Source organism: Cupriavidus pauculus, assembly GCF_008801835.1.
Taxonomy (GTDB): Bacteria; Pseudomonadota; Gammaproteobacteria; order Burkholderiales; family Burkholderiaceae; genus Cupriavidus; species Cupriavidus pauculus.
On record NZ_VZOW01000054.1, the window covers coordinates 1 to 17,095 of the forward strand.

Annotated in this window: 13 protein-coding genes and 1 pseudogene; 9 read left to right on the top strand and 5 right to left on the bottom strand. The window is 60.5% G+C overall.

All coding sequences use genetic code 11. From position 1 onward, the window contains the following. Positions 1–121 precede the first annotated feature (121 nt). Positions 122–1,198: a hypothetical protein gene (locus F7R19_RS28235; protein ID WP_223506129.1), complete on the bottom strand. Its 1,077-nt coding sequence runs from the start codon at positions 1,196–1,198 to the stop codon at positions 122–124. Positions 1,199–1,443: 245 nt separating this feature from the next. On the opposite strand from F7R19_RS28235, the gene F7R19_RS29950 reads away from it, so the two are divergent. Together F7R19_RS29950 and F7R19_RS28240 are read left to right on the top strand one after the other, a co-directional pair. After that, positions 1,444–1,620, top strand: coding sequence for a hypothetical protein (locus F7R19_RS29950; RefSeq protein WP_017510902.1), 177 nt, complete (start codon positions 1,444–1,446; stop codon positions 1,618–1,620). A gap of 216 nt (positions 1,621–1,836) precedes the next feature. Continuing rightward, positions 1,837–2,184 carry a hypothetical protein gene (locus F7R19_RS28240; RefSeq protein WP_011229410.1) on the top strand — a complete coding sequence of 116 codons (348 nt, stop codon included), beginning with the start codon at positions 1,837–1,839 and terminating at the stop codon, positions 2,182–2,184. Positions 2,185–3,160: 976 nt separating this feature from the next. On the opposite strand, the gene F7R19_RS28250 is transcribed toward F7R19_RS28240, so the two are convergent. Both F7R19_RS28250 and F7R19_RS28255 read right to left on the bottom strand, forming a co-directional pair. Continuing rightward, positions 3,161–3,391 carry a hypothetical protein gene (locus tag F7R19_RS28250; RefSeq protein WP_038314881.1) on the bottom strand — a complete coding sequence of 77 codons (231 nt, stop codon included), beginning with the start codon at positions 3,389–3,391 and terminating at the stop codon, positions 3,161–3,163. A 213-nt stretch (positions 3,392–3,604) separates the two neighbouring features. Beyond that, complete coding sequence (locus tag F7R19_RS28255; RefSeq protein ID WP_017510906.1) at positions 3,605–3,886, bottom strand: DUF4148 domain-containing protein; 282 nt, start codon at positions 3,884–3,886, stop codon at positions 3,605–3,607. Between the two features lie 276 nt (positions 3,887–4,162). Between F7R19_RS28255 and F7R19_RS28260 the strand changes: the two genes are divergently transcribed. The 7 genes from F7R19_RS28260 (at position 4,163) to F7R19_RS30590 (ending at position 14,624) form a co-directional block, all read left to right on the top strand. Beyond that, entirely contained in the window at positions 4,163–5,617 is a 1,455-nt protein-coding gene (locus tag F7R19_RS28260; protein ID WP_029309060.1) for an alkaline phosphatase, read from the top strand. Positions 5,618–5,647: 30 nt separating this feature from the next. Then, the gene (locus F7R19_RS28265) at positions 5,648–7,048 is read left to right on the top strand and encodes an alkaline phosphatase (RefSeq protein ID WP_017510908.1); all 1,401 of its coding nucleotides are present in this window, start codon (positions 5,648–5,650) and stop codon (positions 7,046–7,048) included. Between the two features lie 90 nt (positions 7,049–7,138). Then, entirely contained in the window at positions 7,139–7,825 is a 687-nt protein-coding gene (locus F7R19_RS28270) for a hypothetical protein (RefSeq protein ID WP_017510909.1), read from the top strand. Positions 7,826–8,586: 761 nt separating this feature from the next. Next, the gene (locus tag F7R19_RS28275) at positions 8,587–10,020 is read left to right on the top strand and encodes a carbohydrate porin (RefSeq protein ID WP_017510910.1); all 1,434 of its coding nucleotides are present in this window, start codon (positions 8,587–8,589) and stop codon (positions 10,018–10,020) included. Between the two features lie 142 nt (positions 10,021–10,162). Beyond that, entirely contained in the window at positions 10,163–12,925 is a 2,763-nt protein-coding gene (mgtA, locus tag F7R19_RS28280; RefSeq protein WP_017510911.1) for a magnesium-translocating P-type ATPase, read from the top strand. A 117-nt stretch (positions 12,926–13,042) separates the two neighbouring features. Further along, positions 13,043–13,759 carry an MgtC/SapB family protein gene (locus F7R19_RS28285; protein ID WP_017510912.1) on the top strand — a complete coding sequence of 239 codons (717 nt, stop codon included), beginning with the start codon at positions 13,043–13,045 and terminating at the stop codon, positions 13,757–13,759. A gap of 469 nt (positions 13,760–14,228) precedes the next feature. Continuing rightward, complete coding sequence (locus tag F7R19_RS30590; protein ID WP_017510914.1) at positions 14,229–14,624, top strand: hypothetical protein; 396 nt, start codon at positions 14,229–14,231, stop codon at positions 14,622–14,624. Positions 14,625–15,442: 818 nt separating this feature from the next. Here F7R19_RS30590 and F7R19_RS28295 read toward each other — a convergent pair. Both F7R19_RS28295 and F7R19_RS28300 read right to left on the bottom strand, forming a co-directional pair. Then, positions 15,443–16,717 carry a TolC family protein gene (locus F7R19_RS28295; RefSeq protein WP_017515805.1) on the bottom strand — a complete coding sequence of 425 codons (1,275 nt, stop codon included), beginning with the start codon at positions 16,715–16,717 and terminating at the stop codon, positions 15,443–15,445. Continuing rightward, positions 16,717–16,965: pseudogene (locus tag F7R19_RS28300) on the bottom strand (efflux RND transporter permease subunit); the annotation flags it as partial. The pseudogene F7R19_RS28300 and the gene F7R19_RS28295, both read right to left, overlap by 1 nt. Between the last annotated feature and the right edge of the window lie 130 nt (positions 16,966–17,095).

Consider the following 17,095-nt stretch of genomic DNA (forward strand, 5'->3'; position numbering starts at 1 on the left):
CCCGGAAAAACAGCCAGAAAACGACAACTGCAGTGCCAGAATCTACACCAGAGGAGCTGTGACCATGAAGCGAGGGTGGGTCAAATTTAGATGAAAACGGCGGGTCAGTATTCGATGGACATCAACACACTTCCCGTAGCACGCTGGCGCGACAGTAGATTGTCGCTCCCCACCAACTGCCGTCCGGCTGGACCACAACCTGCGGCGGGCCCGCGTAGACAACGTCAGGTTCGGATTGATCATCCCATCCCAGTAGGGCACGGCGATCGCGCAGCTCCAGTACGACGCGACGGGCTGATGGTCGTGGCTGGGTGAAAAGGAGATTGAGCGAAAAGCCGTCCCAGAATCGGCTCGCGAGAATGGACTCCGTCAGCGGCATGTCGAGCAGTCGGCAAGTGTGGCGCAGGCTGGCACGCTGGATGCCCCGCCAGTCCATCTCTGGGGCGTGCTGATCCAGCGGTTGATTGCCGCCGGCCGCGTTCGGGCCCACTCCGCCGCCGGGCGACGATGCGGTAGCAGGAGTCACGGCCGGTAGCCCGCTCGGAAACACCCCGTGTACCAGGGTGGACCGGAACCGCTTCTTTCCTGCGGGTCCGGGCAGCTCACTGGAAACGAGCGTTCCCTCCGTGGGCGCAACGTTTCCCCCACCTGGCAGGGTGAGAACCTGATGGCGGTTGGACCAGACTTGCCGTTCCCAGTCCTTTTGTACATCCAAATCAGTCGTCGTCGCTCGCGAGCCCTTTGACTCGGCGAGGCACACGGCCGCCGGCGTGGTCGCGGTTGCGGCGCGGAAGAACACGAAGTCGGGATGCGCTGACGTTGTCTGCCCCCCGCAGTCCTCCCAGTGCGCCATCCATGGGTAGCCGGCGTGGTCCATCTGGAGCAGGGCTAGCCCCGCACCCAGGGTCCCCGACAGGAATGGCTTCACGTAATCCTTGAGGCGGGAGTACGCTGGCGTCACCGAATAGCCGTGGCCATCCCAGGCACACACGGACAATGCTGCCTCCGCGGTAGCTCGCACGGTCTCCTGTCCGGACCCGCCCAGCGTGAGCCCGAGCTTGCTGGCTCTCTGCATAGTCAGATAGAGCCACCAGATGTTGACGTGTGCCCCGGAGGCCGGCGGCGTCTTCTTCTGCCAGGTCAGGTTTGGCGTCGACGAGAGCAGGCGAAACTCTTTGTGGATGGGGACAGTGGGCATAAAAAGGCGATCGGCCGTGCAGCGGAACGGCCATTGTCCCCGAAGTCCCAGCGGGCTAGCCACCCAGCCCGTGCAGGGCCCGGTAACGCCTCTGGCAGATCTGGCCCAGCTTGCTCCGCCGCGAACGTCGACTTTTTACGGTCGCAGAAGCTAGGAAAACGCCCCCGATCTGCGTCGCGCGTCGCCGTGACAATGAAGGCTCCTAAAGCAGCGGAGCAAATATGCCCCTCCCACCTGAAGTCCAGATGTTCGTGAACATTGCCCGAGAACGCGATCGCGCGGATCTTCTCTTCCCGTCGGTCGACGTGCCCGGCCCGCTAGGTTCGCTGATCCGTCAGCCAAATCCTGCGGCAGTGCGCGCACGGGAGATGAAAAACCTGACTGACGAGGAGTATGCGGTGCGGCTCGGGCTCCTGCCCTGACTGGTTGCGTCGGGCGAACTCTCAGGGTACCGCCGCGCTGTTCCGTGCCCTCTATTTATATATAGGGGGGTGAAACCGCCCAGGGGCGCACACCTGACGGCGTGCGCGCGGGGTTTACTACGTCCGCTCGCATTTTGACTTTTGGGTCCGGGCGCGGCACGATCAATGCACTCGGTCGGGCCTATCCGGCCGACGCAACATACAAGGCTACACAATATGGTTAATCCGATTTACCCACACACATCGCTGGACGCGATGCAACTCATCACCTTCAAGTACGCCAACGGCTTCAGCATGATGGCCGAGCTGCTGCCCAAGCCTCGGGTCGCCGGTGCCACGATCACGCAGGTCGATGTCGAGATCACCAGCGCCCGTTGGTCCAACGTCGTTCAGCACTCGCTGCCGACGCTGGTGCAGGCCGGCACCCAGGCGCTCCTCGACGCCCAGACGGATGCCGCGCAGAGCACGACCCACATCGCCGAGATCCGCATCACGGGCGAGGAATTCCTCACCAAGCACGACATGCTGCAGATCTCGGGCAACCTGCCGGTGACAGTCGTCTGACGCGGGCCACGCTCTACTGGGAAGAAGCCGGCGCCAGCCGGCTTTTTCTTTGCCGGCGCCGCATGCCGGGGGCACTGCGCTCATACCGGCCCCAACCTGGCGGCTACGCGGGAACCGCTAGCAGCCCCATGCGCTGGCCGTTCTTCTTGTTACGTGCCCATAAGTTGGCCGTCGCCAAAAAAAATGCCACATAAAGCACTTTCGCTTGATTGTGGTGCTTTCCGCCTGCGCATGATAACCGTACTTAGCAAAGCAAAAAAATGCGCGCTCTGCTGTACTCGAATGAAGCCTGCGGCCGCCGCCGGAGAAACCGACTTGACTGGAAGGTCCTCTAGACTGAAGGGTGGCGAAGCCGCACGTATGGCCGTGACTCGCTGGGCACGTGGAGGATCGTCGTAGGAAACTTGGACGCGATGGGGGCCTCGCAACCCGCGCTTCAGGTGCGGTGGAAAGGGAACAGGAGTAGCGATATGCCCTCTCCAATTGCAAGCTTTTCGGCTTATCAGCTATCGAGCAGCTCCTTTGGATCAAGTCCCAGATGGTACGCGTCGGGCTGACCTACGAGCACCTACTGGCGGCGCGCTGTTTCGCGGCGCCAGATGTGGCCGGGCCCAGCGCTCCGAGGGGAATCCTGTTCCGGGACGCCACTGGCCATGTCTGGAATGGCTGTGGCACCATGCCGGATCGGATGCAGCGTGCTATCGATGCGGGCCAGTCGATCGAACATTTCCGAGTCGAGCAACGGAAGTAGTGCGGGTCGCAGCAGTTCGCCAGACCGAGCACTGGGAATCTCGCTATCCCCGTCCCTTTCACACGTACTTAGGCAATTGCAGGGGGCGGGGCAGATATCCATCAGATGATGGCTGCGACGTCAACTAGTTCATCGACCAGCATATCGCCTTCGGTCTCCACGGCAAAGGTCGCATCAAGGATCTCTGCGCTATCGTTCGCGTCGAACATATTTGCCACAGCTTCCTCACCCTTGGGTGGAGTTCAGGCCGCCGACATTTTTGAGTACATTCCCTGAATCCATAGCCTCCACAACTAGATCGCGCCTTCCAGTCGCCATAGCATTCTTCAGCATTTGTAGCGCCCGGAATTGCTGGTTCCACCTTGCCCCAACAAAGTAGTAGGACATTCCAGCGCCATCGCCGAATACGGCAATAAGCGGTCCGTTCTGGCCGCCTTCAGTAAAGATTTTAAGCATCGGCATGTCATGGCCACGCCAGTGGCGTCTAAGGGATCGACCTACTGACCATGAACTGTCGGCGTCGGAGGAGTCATTATCAACATATGAAGCCATGCTCGCGTTCGACGCTCACCACGCTAGGTGCCTCGTCAACTAGCACGTCAGGTGCGATGAAAAGGGAACCGGAGAAGCGATACGCCTCTCCTGTTAGCAAGTCTTTTGGTTTATCAGTTATCGAGCAGCGCCGGGTTCGTCATGCTTGTCAAACGCGGGATTGGCACCGTCTTTGGAGTGCATCGAGGCAGCGTGATCGGCCTTTTGCTGCTTGACCGTCTGCTCGCTGGGTGGGTACTCGCCGTTCTTCTTGGTGTAAGTGCCGTCGTGCTTGGACTTGGCCAACTCCTTCTTGACCTCCGCTCGGCTGCGACCTTGTGTGGAATCGCTGGTGCCTTGCGCAAAGGCTGGCAAGGCGATGGTGGTCGATAGAACGATGGCAAATGCGATACCTTTCATTTGACTGACTCCTGCTCCGGCTGATGCCGAATATCTGCCATTAAGGGATTGAACCGACTATCCGACCTGCGACAGTCGTCGGTTCGTTTATAGCGATCCAAGGCTGCTGCCTCGTTGAATGTTGATTACAAGTTGGTAATGTTGATAGCGAGCCGTCTGTCATTCGAATGCGCTAAAGTTCAAACGTGACAGGTTGAATGGCGATGCAATCAATGTGTCACGTAGCCGCCATATTTGTGATCCATCCTCTCTGCTCCAATCAGGGAGGAAGTCACAATGAGAAGAATTTCGGCAGTTGTGCCGGCTGTAGTGTCAATCGCGCTCGCTGCATGTGGCGGCGATGGCTCCAATAACGGCGAATCACCGGTCACGCCGACGTCGCCTCCGCAGACGGCGGTACCGACAAAGAACGTGGTCTTCTTTCTCGGCGATGGTATGGGGCTGACGACACTGACCGCGGCGCGCATCTACAAGGTGGGTGAGGAAGGCGACCTGACCATCGACACGATGCCGGAAAGCGGGTTTATCCGCACGTATTCGAACGATGCCCAGGTCACGGACAGCGCGCCGTCGATGGCAGCGTACATGACCGGCGTGAAGATGAATAACGAGGTCATCTCGATGACCGCGGAAACCCGCGCCACCGATGCCAGCGGCAAGGCCTACGTCTCGGGCGCCGATACCACGTGCCCGTCCAGCGGCAACGGCGCCACCGTGCCGACGCTGCTCGAACAGATGAAGGCTGCCGGCTACGGCACCGGCGTGGTGACCACCACGCGCATCACGCACGCCACGCCGGCTGCCACGTACGCGCACATTTGCCACCGCGACGGCGAAAACGCAATCGCCGCGCAACTGGTGCCGTCGGGTGCTGGCTTCAACGGCGCATTGTCCGATGGCGTCGACGTGATCTTTGGCGGCGGCCGCCAGCACTTCCTGGCCACCACCGCAGGCGGCAAGCGCACCGATGGCCGCGATCTGGTCACCGAGCTGAAGACCGCCGGCTACACCTATGCCGCCAGCAAGGCCGATTTCGACAAGATCGCCGCCAGCAATGCCAAGGTGCTGGGCCTGTTCAACGCCAGCCACATGGAATACGACCTGGACCGCGATCCGGCCAAGGAGCCGAGCCTGGCCGAGATGACCGGCAAGGCCATCGACGTGCTGGCCGCCAAGAAGAAGGGCTTCTTCCTGATGGTGGAAGGCGGCCGTATCGACCACGCGCTGCACGAAACCACGGCCCGCAAGGCGCTGCAGGACACCGCCGCGTTCGACGACGCGCTCAAGGCCGCCATCGACAAGCTCAACGTGATCGACCCGGGCCTGAAGAACACGCTGATCGTCGTCACCGCCGACCACGACCACACGCTGGTGCTGAACGGCTACGCCAAGCGTACCGGCAAGACCAGCGACGCCAACCCCGGCGTGCTGGGCCTGGTGAAGGACTACGTCACCGGCTCCCTGAAGCTCGATAGCGGCGGCAACCCGTTCTCGATCATCGGTTTCGGCAACGGCGAAAACCGCCCGGCCACGCGCACCGCGCTGACCGACGCCATGGTCTACGAGAAGACCTACCACCAGGAAGCGGTGATCCCGATGCCGGTCGGCGGCGAAACGCACGGCGGCACGGACGTGTTCATCGGTGCGATGGGCAATGGCGCCACCAACTTCTCGGGTGTGATGGACAACACCGAGGTCTTCGGCCTGATCAAGAAGTCGATCGGACTCTGAGCCCCCACACACCAGAACGGAACAACGACCATGAATATCACTACCCGTATCGGCCTGCTGGCCGCCGCAGCCGCCAGCGCATGCCTGTCCCTGCCGGCGCACGCCGCCGGCGAGGCCAAGAACGTCATCTTCTTCCTGGGCGATGGCATGGGCCCGGCCACCGTCACCGCGTCGCGCATCTACAAGTACGGCGAATCGGGCCGTCTGACGATGGAATCGCTGCGTCGCACCGCGCGCATCAAGACGTTCTCGAACGACGCACAAACCACCGACAGCGCCCCGTCGATGGCCGCCTACATGACCGGCGTGAAGATGAACAACGAGGTCATCTCGATGTCGGCCAACACGGTGGCCACCGCCCCGAGCGCCGACGCCAACGGCAACCGCACCATCAGCAACTGCACGCCGACCAACGGCACGGCCGTGCCGACGCTGCTGGAACTGGCCAAGGCCAAGGGCAAGGCCACTGGCGCGATCACCACGACGGAGCTGACCCACGCCACGCCCGCCGCCACGTACTCCCATATCTGCCACCGCGACGCGCAGTACCACATCGCGGCCCAGGCGGTGCCGGGCGGCGTGGGCTTCAACACGGCGCTGGGCGACGGCGTGGATGTACTGATGGGCGGCGGCCGCAACCACTGGACGCCATACGATGCCACCACCAACACGCGTGGCCGCTTCGATGGCCGCAACCTGCTGACCGAAATGGCCGGCCAGGGCTACACGGTGGCGGCAACGCGCGACGAGATGGTTCGCGCCACCGGCACCAAGCTGATCGGCCTGTTCAGCTCGACGAGTCATCTCGAGTACGAGATCGATCGTGTCGCAGGCCGGGGCCAGGGCGCCACGCAGCCGAGCCTGGCCGACATGACGGCCAAGGCCATCGAGATGTTGTCGAAGAACAGCAACGGCTACTTCCTGATGGTGGAAGGCGGGCGTATCGACCACGCGCTGCACGGCACCAACGCCAAGCGCGCACTGGAAGACACCATCGCCTTCGATGACGCCATCAAGCGCGCGTTGTCGCTGGTGGACCTGTCGAACACGATCATCGTGGTCACGGCCGACCACGACCACACGATGACGATCAACGGCTATTCGCATCGTGGCAACCCGATCCTGGCAACCGCCACGGATTACAAGACCAAGCAGACCGCCAAGGCCGCCGACGGCCTGCCGTACACGACGCTGGTGTTCGGCAACGGCGGCACGCCGCGCAAGGCCACGCGCGACGATCCCACGCTGGTCGACACCACCGCCAATGACTACCTGCAGGAAGTGGGCGTGAACCTGGGTAGCCCGGGCGCGGAAACGCACGGCGGCGGCGACGTCATGCTGTTCTCGACCGGCCCCGGCAGCGCACCGCTGAAGGGCACGCTCGACAACACCAAGGTGTTCGGCGTGGTGAAGTCGGCGGCGGGCCTGTAAGCCAGGGTTCCTCGCTACGGATGCGCGCGCATCGGATACCCCGGTGCGCGCGCATCGTCGTTTCAATGTCTCTACGGTATTCGTTATCCCATGAAGCTTTTCATCCAGTCTGTCCTGGTGGCGTCGCTCGCTGCAGGCGCCTCGTCCCTGGCCGCCGCGGCCGAACCTGCGTCGCTGGCGCTGCGCGTCCAGCATGAGCTGTCGGTCCTCGGCAACGACGGCGTCAAGCGCGACGTCGCCTTCAGCGAGCAGGTCTACCGCAGCGGCGACGCCGTGTGGATCGAGCGCGAAATTCCCGCGGCGGTCCAGCACAACCACCATGCCGGCGAGCAGGCGGAAAAGGGACACAAGCACCTCGATACCGCCACCGCAGCCCGCTGGATCGCCCGTCAGCCCAACGGCAAACTGCTGGTGCGCCTGGTCAGCGACGAAAAGCGCCGCACGTTCGAAGTGGGGCAGGGTGACTACGGCAACGTCGGCTTCGACGGATCGTGGCCGGCCGCACGGCATCTGCTCGATCCGGCCCTGCTCAAGACCATGAAGGCCGAGGGCCCGGTGCGCGATGGCGTGCAGACCTACAGCGCACGGCGCGGCGCCGACCAGCTGACAGTGCAATGGGATGTCGCGAACCAGTATCCGCGGCTGGTGCAGTCGCGCAGCGTGGACGGCACCCAGAGCAAGACCACGCGGGTCAGCCGCGTTGCGCTGCCCGCCGCGGCACCATGGGAGCGGGCGCGCAAGTACTCGCATGGTGAGTACTCGGATTTGCTGGATTGATCCTCTGGGATGGGGCTTCAGAGAAGCAACCCATTGCGACGGGAGTCCAGGGCTTTGACATCCCGCTCTACGTCCGTATCCACAAGAGCGTCGTGGTTGCATAAGCGTAGAGCTTCGATCCCTTGTGAGAGGCATATTCCAAGGGCTCTCTTTTTTTCTGGAGTGGGCGATCTCTCATTCGGAGCCTGCGGCACACACAAGTGCAGTCGTCAGATTGCGCCGAAGGATCGACGGCGTGGGTTCACGCTTAGTCCCTGGCAACGCGAATTACGCGAAACGTCATCCTCGGATTCGATCGTGGTTGAACGCGTCGTCCGGCGTTCAGTCGCGTTGTGCGGGGCTATATCGAGGGAGTGACGCAGCACCGTCCCCTTCTCGGCGATTCACTGGAATCGCCATAGAGCCGGCGGTGTTGCGAAGGAACCGCGCGTTGTGCATGAGCTTGAAGAAAACATTTGCGGGTTAGCTGAAGCATTTGGTATGCTCCGCCCCGTCTTCATTCAAGGTTTTTCCCATGGACTGTTGTTCTAGTCGGCGTTACGTCGAAACCTGAACGGCTAGTCAGTCAAGGCGACTCTTCGCCACTGCCTAGCCGACATGGCGGGCAGTGGTATTCGCGCGGGTTCCCCGCGCGGCCATCTCCCATCTATTTTTGCGACCTTTGTCATCAGGGAAACTGAGGGCGACTTACGCTCGCGCGTTTCTCACGATGCAGGTCGTGTGTGCCTACATGCGCCGTAGAAGCGCGTGGGGGAGGTCGCATGTCGCTCATTTTTCTGCAGCATTTTTTTGCATCCCTGCATTTTCTTAGAACCCTCCTTGTCTCGCACGGCGCGTTCGCGCCGATCCTGCTGCTGACCCTCGTAGCCGTAGTCCCTTCGACTCGATTGCGGGCACAAGTGTTGGAAAACGCGTCTGGCGCTGCGGTGCCAGACGAGAACACTCCTCTTGAGAATTCGGAACGCTTCGCCTTCCACGGCCAGACTACCTATGTGTGGCAGCGTAAGCCGGCGTTCGATGCGGCCTATTCTGGCGAAAATAGTCTAAGTCAGCAGCGAGACAAGAGCTATTCGTGGAGCGTTACGCTGGATCTCGGCGTTCGCCCGTGGCGAGGCGCAGAGTTTCACTTCAATCCCGAGGCCGTTCAAGGCGTACCGTTCTCCGGTCTGCGTGGCCTCGGAGGGCTTTCCAACGGCGAAGGCGCCAAGTTTTCGAGTACGAGTCCGACCGTGTATCGCGCGCGTGCGTTTTTGCGCCAAGCATGGGGCCTGGGCGGAGGCGAAGAAGTTGTCGAGGCCAACTTCAATCAGTTTGCCGCCCAGCTCGACAAGCGGCGCTTGGTATTGACTGCCGGGAACGTGCCGGTTCTCGATATCTTCAACGCCGTCGAGTACGGTCAAGATCCCCGCACACAGTTTCTGAACTGGTCATTCCTGACGCACGGCTCGTTCGATTATCCGGCCGACGCACGCGGCTACAACTGGGGCGTCGCACTCGAATACATCTACGACGACTGGGCGGTACGAGTCGGTCGCTTCCTGTTGCCCGTCGAGTCGAACGGCCTGGCGCTGGACGCTCGTTTCATGGAGCACTACGGCGACATGATCGAACTAGAAAAGGGCTATCAGTTCGTTGGCCAGCCAGGCAAGGCCCGCCTCTTGTTGTGGCGCAACAAGGCGAAGACGGGCGCGTTTCGCGATGCCATCGCAATTGGCAGCGCCAATGGTCGCACACCGGACGTCGCCGACGTGCGTCGCGAGCACGCCAAAGTCGGTGTTGGGCTCAGTTTTGAACAGCAGGTTGGGAAGGATCTTGGCTTGTTCGCCCGTGTCGACTGGGCTGACGACAAGACGGAAACCTATGCCTTTACCGAGATTGGACGCAGTTTCTCGGTCGGCGGCATCCTCTCCGGACAGCGCTGGGGGCGCCCACAGGACACTTTGGGTATCGGGGTGGCGGTAAACATGCTTGGCAGCGCTCACCGCGCCTACCTTGCCGCCGGTGGCCTCGGTGCGTTTCTCGGCGACGGGGCCTTGAACTACGGTCAGGAGCGCGTTCTGGAAGTGTTTTACAGCTTCCAGCCTACCAAGCGCTTGTGGATCAGCCCGGACTTCCAATACATCCAGCATCCCGGCTACAACCGCGATCGCGGGCCGGTGACGATCTACGGCGTACGCCTCCACGCCGAGTTTTGAGTCGTCGCCGGCGAGCCGCCACTCATTCAGAAACGCAATGTTGGCTCAACCGTGCGCCTTATGGCGCGAATGCGGAGCCTTGGCATTCAGATTTGCCGTCCGTGCGTCTGCCGCACCACTAACCGATGATGGAGATTCGGTCATGAACTTCAAACTCCTGAAGACGCTCTTCGGAGCCTTCCTGCGTACGCGTCGCGTCACGCACCAATTTCGTCGGCTGGCGATGTTCGAATCCCTCGGTGAGGCCGGACCGTCGAGAGCCGTACCGGAGAGCCTGACGCGCGATCTGCAGCGCGCTGCCCGTGAGGAAGTTGCCACCGTGTTGGTCCGCCTGCATTCGCATGAAGACGGCCTGACAAGCGCGGAGGCCGAGGAACGCCTCAAGCGCTTCGGTTCCAACGAGGTGGAGCACGAGAAGCCATTGCCTGCGTGGCGGCATTTGTGGCACTCGTACCGAAATCCCTTCAATCTGCTGCTTACGGTACTGGCCGCGATCTCCTATGCAACGGAAGATATGAAGGCGGCCATTGTGATCAGCACAATGGTGGTCCTTTCGACGCTGATCCGCTTCGTCCAGGAGCGTCGGTCGAACCGGGCCGCCGAGGCACTGAAAGCCATGGTCAGCACCACCGCTACGGTGGTGCGGCGGGACATGGCCGCGCAGATTGCCACGACCAGTGCGCAGTTCTTCAACGTGCATCTGCATACCAAGCCACCAGCCAAGATGGAGGTGCCGTTGAGCAAACTGGTGCCGGGCGAGATTGTCGCCCTGTCAGCAGGTGACATGATTCCAGCCGATTGCCGCATCCTGATGGCGAAGGATCTTTTTGTCAGCCAGGCAGCCATGACAGGAGAATCGCTGCCGATTGAGAAGTTTGCCGAACGGCGTGCGCGCGTGGAAAGCCCTTTGGATCTGAGCAACATTGCCTTCATGGGTACTAACGTAGTTTCCGGCGCAGCGACCGCGGTGGTGCTGGCCACCGGTAACCAAACCTACTTCGGGACGATTGCGTCGCGCTTGACGACCTCGGATCGCACGGCTACCGCCTTTCAGGCTGGCGTGAACCAGGTGAGCTGGCTGCTGATCCGCTTTGCGCTGGTGATGGTGCCGATTGTGTTGCTCGTCAATGGCTTCACAAAAGGCGACTGGATGGAGGCATTTCTCTTTGCGCTGTCAGTAGCCGTCGGCCTGACGCCAGAGATGCTGCCGATGATTGTCACCTCCACGTTGGCCAAGGGCGCCGTGTTGCTGTCTAAACGAAAAGTCATTGTGAAGCGGCTCGACGCTATCCAGAATTTCGGTGCGATGGATGTGCTGTGTACCGACAAGACTGGAACGCTAACGCAGGACAGGATTGTGCTGGAGCGCCATACCGACGTACTGGGCGCCGTGTCAACCGATGTGCTCAAGTATGCCTACTTGAATAGCTACTTCCAGACCGGGCTGAAGAATCTCCTGGACCGCGCCGTGCTGGAACATGTCGAACTGCAAAAGGAATTGCAGCCATTGTCTCACTACCGCAAGGTGGATGAAGTTCCGTTCGATTTTCAGCGCCGCCGCATGTCGGTCGTGGTGGGCGAACGAGACGATCATCACGAGTTGATCTGCAAGGGTGCTGTCGAGGAAATCCTGAGTGTCAGCTCGCACGTGCAGGTCAACGGGGCGATCTTGCCGCTTGACGCCGGGCTGCTGGCACAGGTGCGCAAGGTTACGCATGACCTCAACGAGGAAGGACTGCGCGTAGTGGCGGTAGCTACTAAGGAGACGCCGCCGGCGACCGAAGCCTATGGCGTAGCTGACGAGCGCGATCTGATCTTGGTCGGCTACATCGCCTTCTTGGACCCGCCCAAGGAGTCGACAGCTCCGGCGTTGCGAGCGCTCCGTCAACATGGCGTTACCGTCAAAGTACTGACCGGGGACAACGAACTTGTGACCGCCAAGATCTGTCGCGAAGTGGGCCTGGAGGTCAAGGGAGTGCTACTGGGGCCCGACATCGAACGAATGGGTAGCGCTGAGCTGTCGCGAGCAGTCGACACTCACAATGTATTCGCCCGCCTGTCGCCGTTGCACAAAGAGCGCCTGGTGCATACGTTGCGAGACAACGGTCATGTCGTTGGCTTTATGGGCGATGGCATCAATGATGCTCCGGCACTGAGGGCCGCTGACATCGGAATTTCGGTAGATAGTGCGGTGGACATCGCGAAGGAGGCGGCTGATCTGATTCTGCTGGAGAAAAGCCTACTGGTGCTGGAGGAGGGCGTCATCGAGGGGCGGCGAACCTTCTGCAATATGCTCAAGTACATTCGTATGACGGCCAGTTCCAACTTTGGCAACGTGTTTTCGGTGTTGGTGGCAAGTGCGTTCTTGCCCTTCTTGCCGATGCTTCCACTGCAGTTGTTGGTGCAAAACCTGCTCTATGACGTCTCGCAGATTGCAATTCCCTTTGACAAAGTGGACGACGAACTGGTGACGCGGCCGCTGCAGTGGAATCCGGGCGATATCGGGCGCTTCATGGTGTTCTTTGGGCCGATCAGCTCGATTTTCGATATCACCACATACCTGGTGATGTGGTTTGTGTTTGCCGCAAAGACAGGTGCCGACCAATCGCTGTTTCAATCCGGATGGTTTGTGGTCGGCCTTCTCACGCAAACGTTGATTGTGCACATGATTCGCACGCCTAAGCTGCCTTTTGTCGAGAGCCGGGCAGCTTGGCCATTGATCGTGATGACTGCCCTGATCATGGCTCTTGGGGTGTTCTTGCCGATGGGGCCGTTAGCGGGCTACTTCAAGTTGCAGGCATTGCCATGGGCATACTTCCCTTGGATGGTCGGCATCGTGGTCAGCTATGCCTTGTTGACCACCGCGATGAAGCGTTTCTATGTTCGCCGTTTCGGTTGGCAGTAGGACTGCTACGGTCGATAACCCTCATCTGTGTGCTGCCAACTGCTTGTAACAATGGCATGACATGATCCGGCCCCCTCGGGGGCCCAAAACCGATACTTGATCAACGCGAATTTTCCCATGGAAGCTGTTACCAATATCAATCTGGAATCATTGCTCGCCACCTGCATCAGCCTGGCCGCGGCATTTGTCCTGGGCACAGTAATAGGCTTCGAGCGGCAATATCGCCAGCGCACGGCGGGCTTGCGTACCAACGTACTGGTTGCCGTCGGCGCGGCCATTTTTGTGGATATGGCGAACCGACTGGCGGGCCACGATGGGGCTGTGCGGGTAGTCGCCTATGTGGTTTCGGGAATCGGCTTTCTCGGCGCCGGCGTCATCATGCGGGAGGAAGGGAACGTGCGCGGGCTCAATACCGCGGCAACCCTGTGGGGATCAGCCGCTGTTGGCGCGAGCGCGGGTGCGGGGTTGATTCTGGAGGCTGCGCTTGCTTGCCTGTTCGTTCTTGCGGCGAACACGCTGCTGAGGCCAGTGGTCAATCGAATCAACCGTCAGCCTATTGATACCCACGCTGTCGAGGTCACTAATACGGTCTACGTCATCGCCCCGCGGCAACGTCAGAGGGAGGCGATGCGCTTGCTTGAGGCGGCCCTTGAAGCTAGCGAGCACCACACTCGCGATCTGGTTGTGCACGCTTTTGGCGTACACGACGTCGAAATCGAGGCGGTGCTGATGGCAACTTCCGTGGATGGCGACGAACTTGATCGCATTGTCGCGCAATTGGCCAGTTCAGACGCCATCAATCAGGCCTTTTGGAGCCCGAGTACGACAGAGTGAATTTGCCGCTCGTCGCCCCTGAGTGCTTGCGTCGCAATTTGCTCTTGAACGACTGCAACGTTTGTCGTTGCGCGCCGGCACTTGGGAGGAAAGTGAAATCTTGGCAGGCATTGAAACCGATACGGATCACCTCGGTCGTTAAGGCGCCGAGACCGGAACGCGGCTGACCTCATTATCGGCGTCCACGATGCGATTTAGCGTCTCGATGAATGCCTGTTTCTCGGCCTTCGTTAGACCTGTCAGCATTCGCTCTTGGGCGTGTTCAGAGCCCACATACATCTGTTCCAGCTATGATTCGACCAGCGCCGTGAGATAGAGCAACTTGGTGCGGCGATCCGTACCGGTCTCCCTGGAAATCAGTCCCTTCGTCTCGAGCCGTTCTACGCGCCCGAAGTTGTGTTGCTGTCAACGCCGATGGATTACGCTACCCTAAGCTGGTCAATGCCTGGGTGGGCGCGGATTGCGGCCAATGCCGCGTAACCGGAGTGGTATCGAACTCTGCGGTTTCCTTCAGACAAACGGTTGTGGCGATCTGCTGAAGCCGGCGGATCAGGTGTCCCGGTTTGTTGTACAGCACCTGCGTTTCCACGACAGCAGCAACAAGGCATGGCTGTTTGCGGCGCGCGCCAACCATGCGTTCTCCAAGCGCACCACTGCCTATGGCACTGTGGGGTATATCGATAGTCGAGGGACGCTCAACTACTCTGTGAGCTCTGCCGCGACTGGTTCGAGTCCGACGCCAGGAGGCAACCAGTTTGGCGCGATGCTGGGTCTCAAGACGATCTTCTGGCAATGGGGCCGCATCGAGTCTCTTGGCCGTACACCCAATCCGGAACTCAAAGAGGTCGAAAAAAGGGCTAAGTAGGAAGCCCGTACTTAGCCCATGGTTGCCTAACTTACCCGTCTGCCGCATGGGATCGGTACGCCTGCGCGTCGATTCCATTGGCGGCGCGTCTGCTGCTTACGCAGCGGCTGATCGTCCTACGATCGTCAGTGAATCCCATTGGGCATCATAGGATGCGAAGCAGGTAACGAACGTGAACGAAGAAGGAATGAGCGCTAACTACCATCTCTTGCTCGAATTTGATCAATGTCGCTTTCGTCGCTTTCGTTTCGATCCGCGCCGTGGTGGCCTGTGAGCTCTCCTTTGAGTCTCTTTTTTGCATGGTCCATACCTCCACCGTAAGTAGAGGGCAAAGGCGACTATTCCGAGAACAGCCACGATGAAGAAGACGACTAGCGTAGTCGCATAATCGTCGGACATATAAGGTGCTCGGAGCCTCGTTACTTGTTTCATAAGAGTGCTATGAGATCCTCGGGTACACCTCCTCTTTCGGGTATGCCAGGTGTCGCGCAAGGGAGGACGATGTCCCGCGGGTACTTTGGGGTAACGTACGATTAAAGAATCGTGAAATGTGCATCACTTACCTAGCGGTTTCGGTAGGCCTGAACTGAGTAAGGAATACGATGTGCTTCAAGTTTCCTTGGCGGAACCCAGTTAGCAGTGCGCGTACGTCGTTATAAGTCACGTTCGGAAGTGGACGCGTGAGACTGCCGACTGGCGTCACACGCATCCTGCAACAACGTTGGGCGTAATGCGGTCGGCCCAGCACGGCTATCAGTCAGTGACGCCATAGCGGCCCAGATACGTGGCACTTCGTGTCGCATCTGGGCCCCGCTTGCTTACCTGAAGACCGAATCAAGCTGCAATTCGAGCTTCAGCTTTTCTTCTGCTTCCAAGGCGCTGACCACCGCGGTTCGGGCAGCGAGGGTGGTTTCGGCAAGGCTTCGCCGAACCACAAGCAGTTGGGCGACGCCGATCTCGCCAGCGGCGTAGGCCTTCTGACTCCTTGCCGCGGCGCTAAGATCCAATTGCAAAGCCGAAAACTGAGCTTTTGCCGCAGCATTAAGTCCACTAAAGGACTTCGCCAGAACATCGTAGTCGGCTCCTGCAGCCTGCTCCGCGCCATAGCGTCGTTGCGCGGCACTCCCTGCGTCCGCTGCAGCAGCTACCGCAGACGCGCGCCGATACGATGAACCCAAGGGCATCGAAATCGAAATGCCGGCAATTCTCTCTGTACCGCCGCGCTCAACGGTCACGAAGGCGCCGACCGTCGGATCTGGCTTGCGCTCGAGGTCGGTCCGATGAGCGACACGTTGGGCCATCGCCTCTTCCGCCAGGGCGAGGCGCACTGCATAGCTTGAGCCTATGTAGCGGGCTCGGGCATCGTCACCAAGCAGTGTCGATGCTGGCAGGGCCGTTTCGACGGGCAGCCCTCCCGGCATACCTAGCAGTGGATAGCGGGCGTGCAGGTCTGCCTCGGCGGCAGATTGCGCAGAACGCGCACCTGCTGCCGCCGCTTCCGCACGGGCAAGCTCTGCTTCGATAATCTCAAGATCCATTCGAGACGCATCTTGTGCACGAGCACGCTTTCTCGTCGAGGAGACCAGTTCTGCGGCCAATTCGACGTTTCGATTCGTTGCCTCAGTGGCTTCGCGTGCGCGTATGACATTGAACCAAAGCGCCAGCATTTGTCGGGACGCCTGGTGCCGGGCATCTGCCGCTGCTAGCGCACCGGCATCGATGGCTGCGTCCGCAATCGCGGCATCGGCATCCGCTTTCCCCCAAAGACGTAGCGGACGCTCGATTGCAACCTGGCCTTCTGCGAAGTTTGCAGAAGGATTGGTCACATTCCGGTTCTGCCCCGTAGCACGTACGACAAACTCCGCCGTTCCGGCACGGATGCCGACGGCTCGGGCGTTGGCGCTATCTTGCCGAGCGATCGCCGCCGAGACGGACGGGGCTGCATTCAGCGCGGCTTCGACCGCACCGGGTGCGGGCAAGTATCCCGCAGCCGCCCGTGAAAGGGTGGGGTTGCAGAGTAGGGCTGTCAGGAACAGCGCGTAGCTGCCAAATACAATTCGATTTTCCATTGCAAAGTTCTCGCGCTGGTTCATTATTCAACCGAGGATCCGGCAGGCGTCCGGATGCTCGCCCGCTGAGAGCGTGCGGTTCCAAACCGCTCAAATAGCAGCGGAAGGAGTAGGAGAGTAAGCGCGGTCGAAGTCACCAGGCCGCCGGTCACTACGATGGCCAGAGGACGCTGAATCTCTGATCCTGGGCCGGTCGCCAGCAACAGCGGAATCATGCCGAGTGCCGTGATGCATGCCGTCATGAGCACGGGGCGTAGACGATCCCGCACGCCACGTGTGCATAAGCAGCTTTCGTGATGCCGAAAGCGTGGGGATTTGAGCAAGAACGGTGATGGACGCTGGAGGGGTTCCCTCAGGGAGCGTGCATGCACGCGCCTGAGGGAAGATGTCGCCTTTATTGTG

Excerpts from the sequence above, each read along its gene's own strand:
- F7R19_RS28235 (WP_223506129.1), bottom strand. The coding sequence starts at position 1,198 with ATGCCCACTGTCCCCATCCACAAAGAGTTTCGCCTGCTCTCGTCGACG.
- F7R19_RS28285 (WP_017510912.1), top strand. The coding sequence starts at position 13,043 with ATGGAAGCTGTTACCAATATCAATCTGGAATCATTGCTCGCCACCTGC.
- F7R19_RS30590 (WP_017510914.1), top strand. The coding sequence starts at position 14,229 with ATGCCGCGTAACCGGAGTGGTATCGAACTCTGCGGTTTCCTTCAGACA.
- F7R19_RS29950 (WP_017510902.1), top strand. The coding sequence starts at position 1,444 with ATGTTCGTGAACATTGCCCGAGAACGCGATCGCGCGGATCTTCTCTTC.
- F7R19_RS28260 (WP_029309060.1), top strand. The coding sequence starts at position 4,163 with ATGAGAAGAATTTCGGCAGTTGTGCCGGCTGTAGTGTCAATCGCGCTC.
- F7R19_RS28275 (WP_017510910.1), top strand. The coding sequence starts at position 8,587 with ATGTCGCTCATTTTTCTGCAGCATTTTTTTGCATCCCTGCATTTTCTT.
- F7R19_RS28240 (WP_011229410.1), top strand. The coding sequence starts at position 1,837 with ATGGTTAATCCGATTTACCCACACACATCGCTGGACGCGATGCAACTC.
- F7R19_RS28250 (WP_038314881.1), bottom strand. The coding sequence starts at position 3,391 with ATGCTTAAAATCTTTACTGAAGGCGGCCAGAACGGACCGCTTATTGCC.
- mgtA (WP_017510911.1), top strand. The coding sequence starts at position 10,163 with ATGAACTTCAAACTCCTGAAGACGCTCTTCGGAGCCTTCCTGCGTACG.
- F7R19_RS28270 (WP_017510909.1), top strand. The coding sequence starts at position 7,139 with ATGAAGCTTTTCATCCAGTCTGTCCTGGTGGCGTCGCTCGCTGCAGGC.
- F7R19_RS28295 (WP_017515805.1), bottom strand. The coding sequence starts at position 16,717 with ATGAACCAGCGCGAGAACTTTGCAATGGAAAATCGAATTGTATTTGGC.
- F7R19_RS28265 (WP_017510908.1), top strand. The coding sequence starts at position 5,648 with ATGAATATCACTACCCGTATCGGCCTGCTGGCCGCCGCAGCCGCCAGC.
- F7R19_RS28255 (WP_017510906.1), bottom strand. The coding sequence starts at position 3,886 with ATGAAAGGTATCGCATTTGCCATCGTTCTATCGACCACCATCGCCTTG.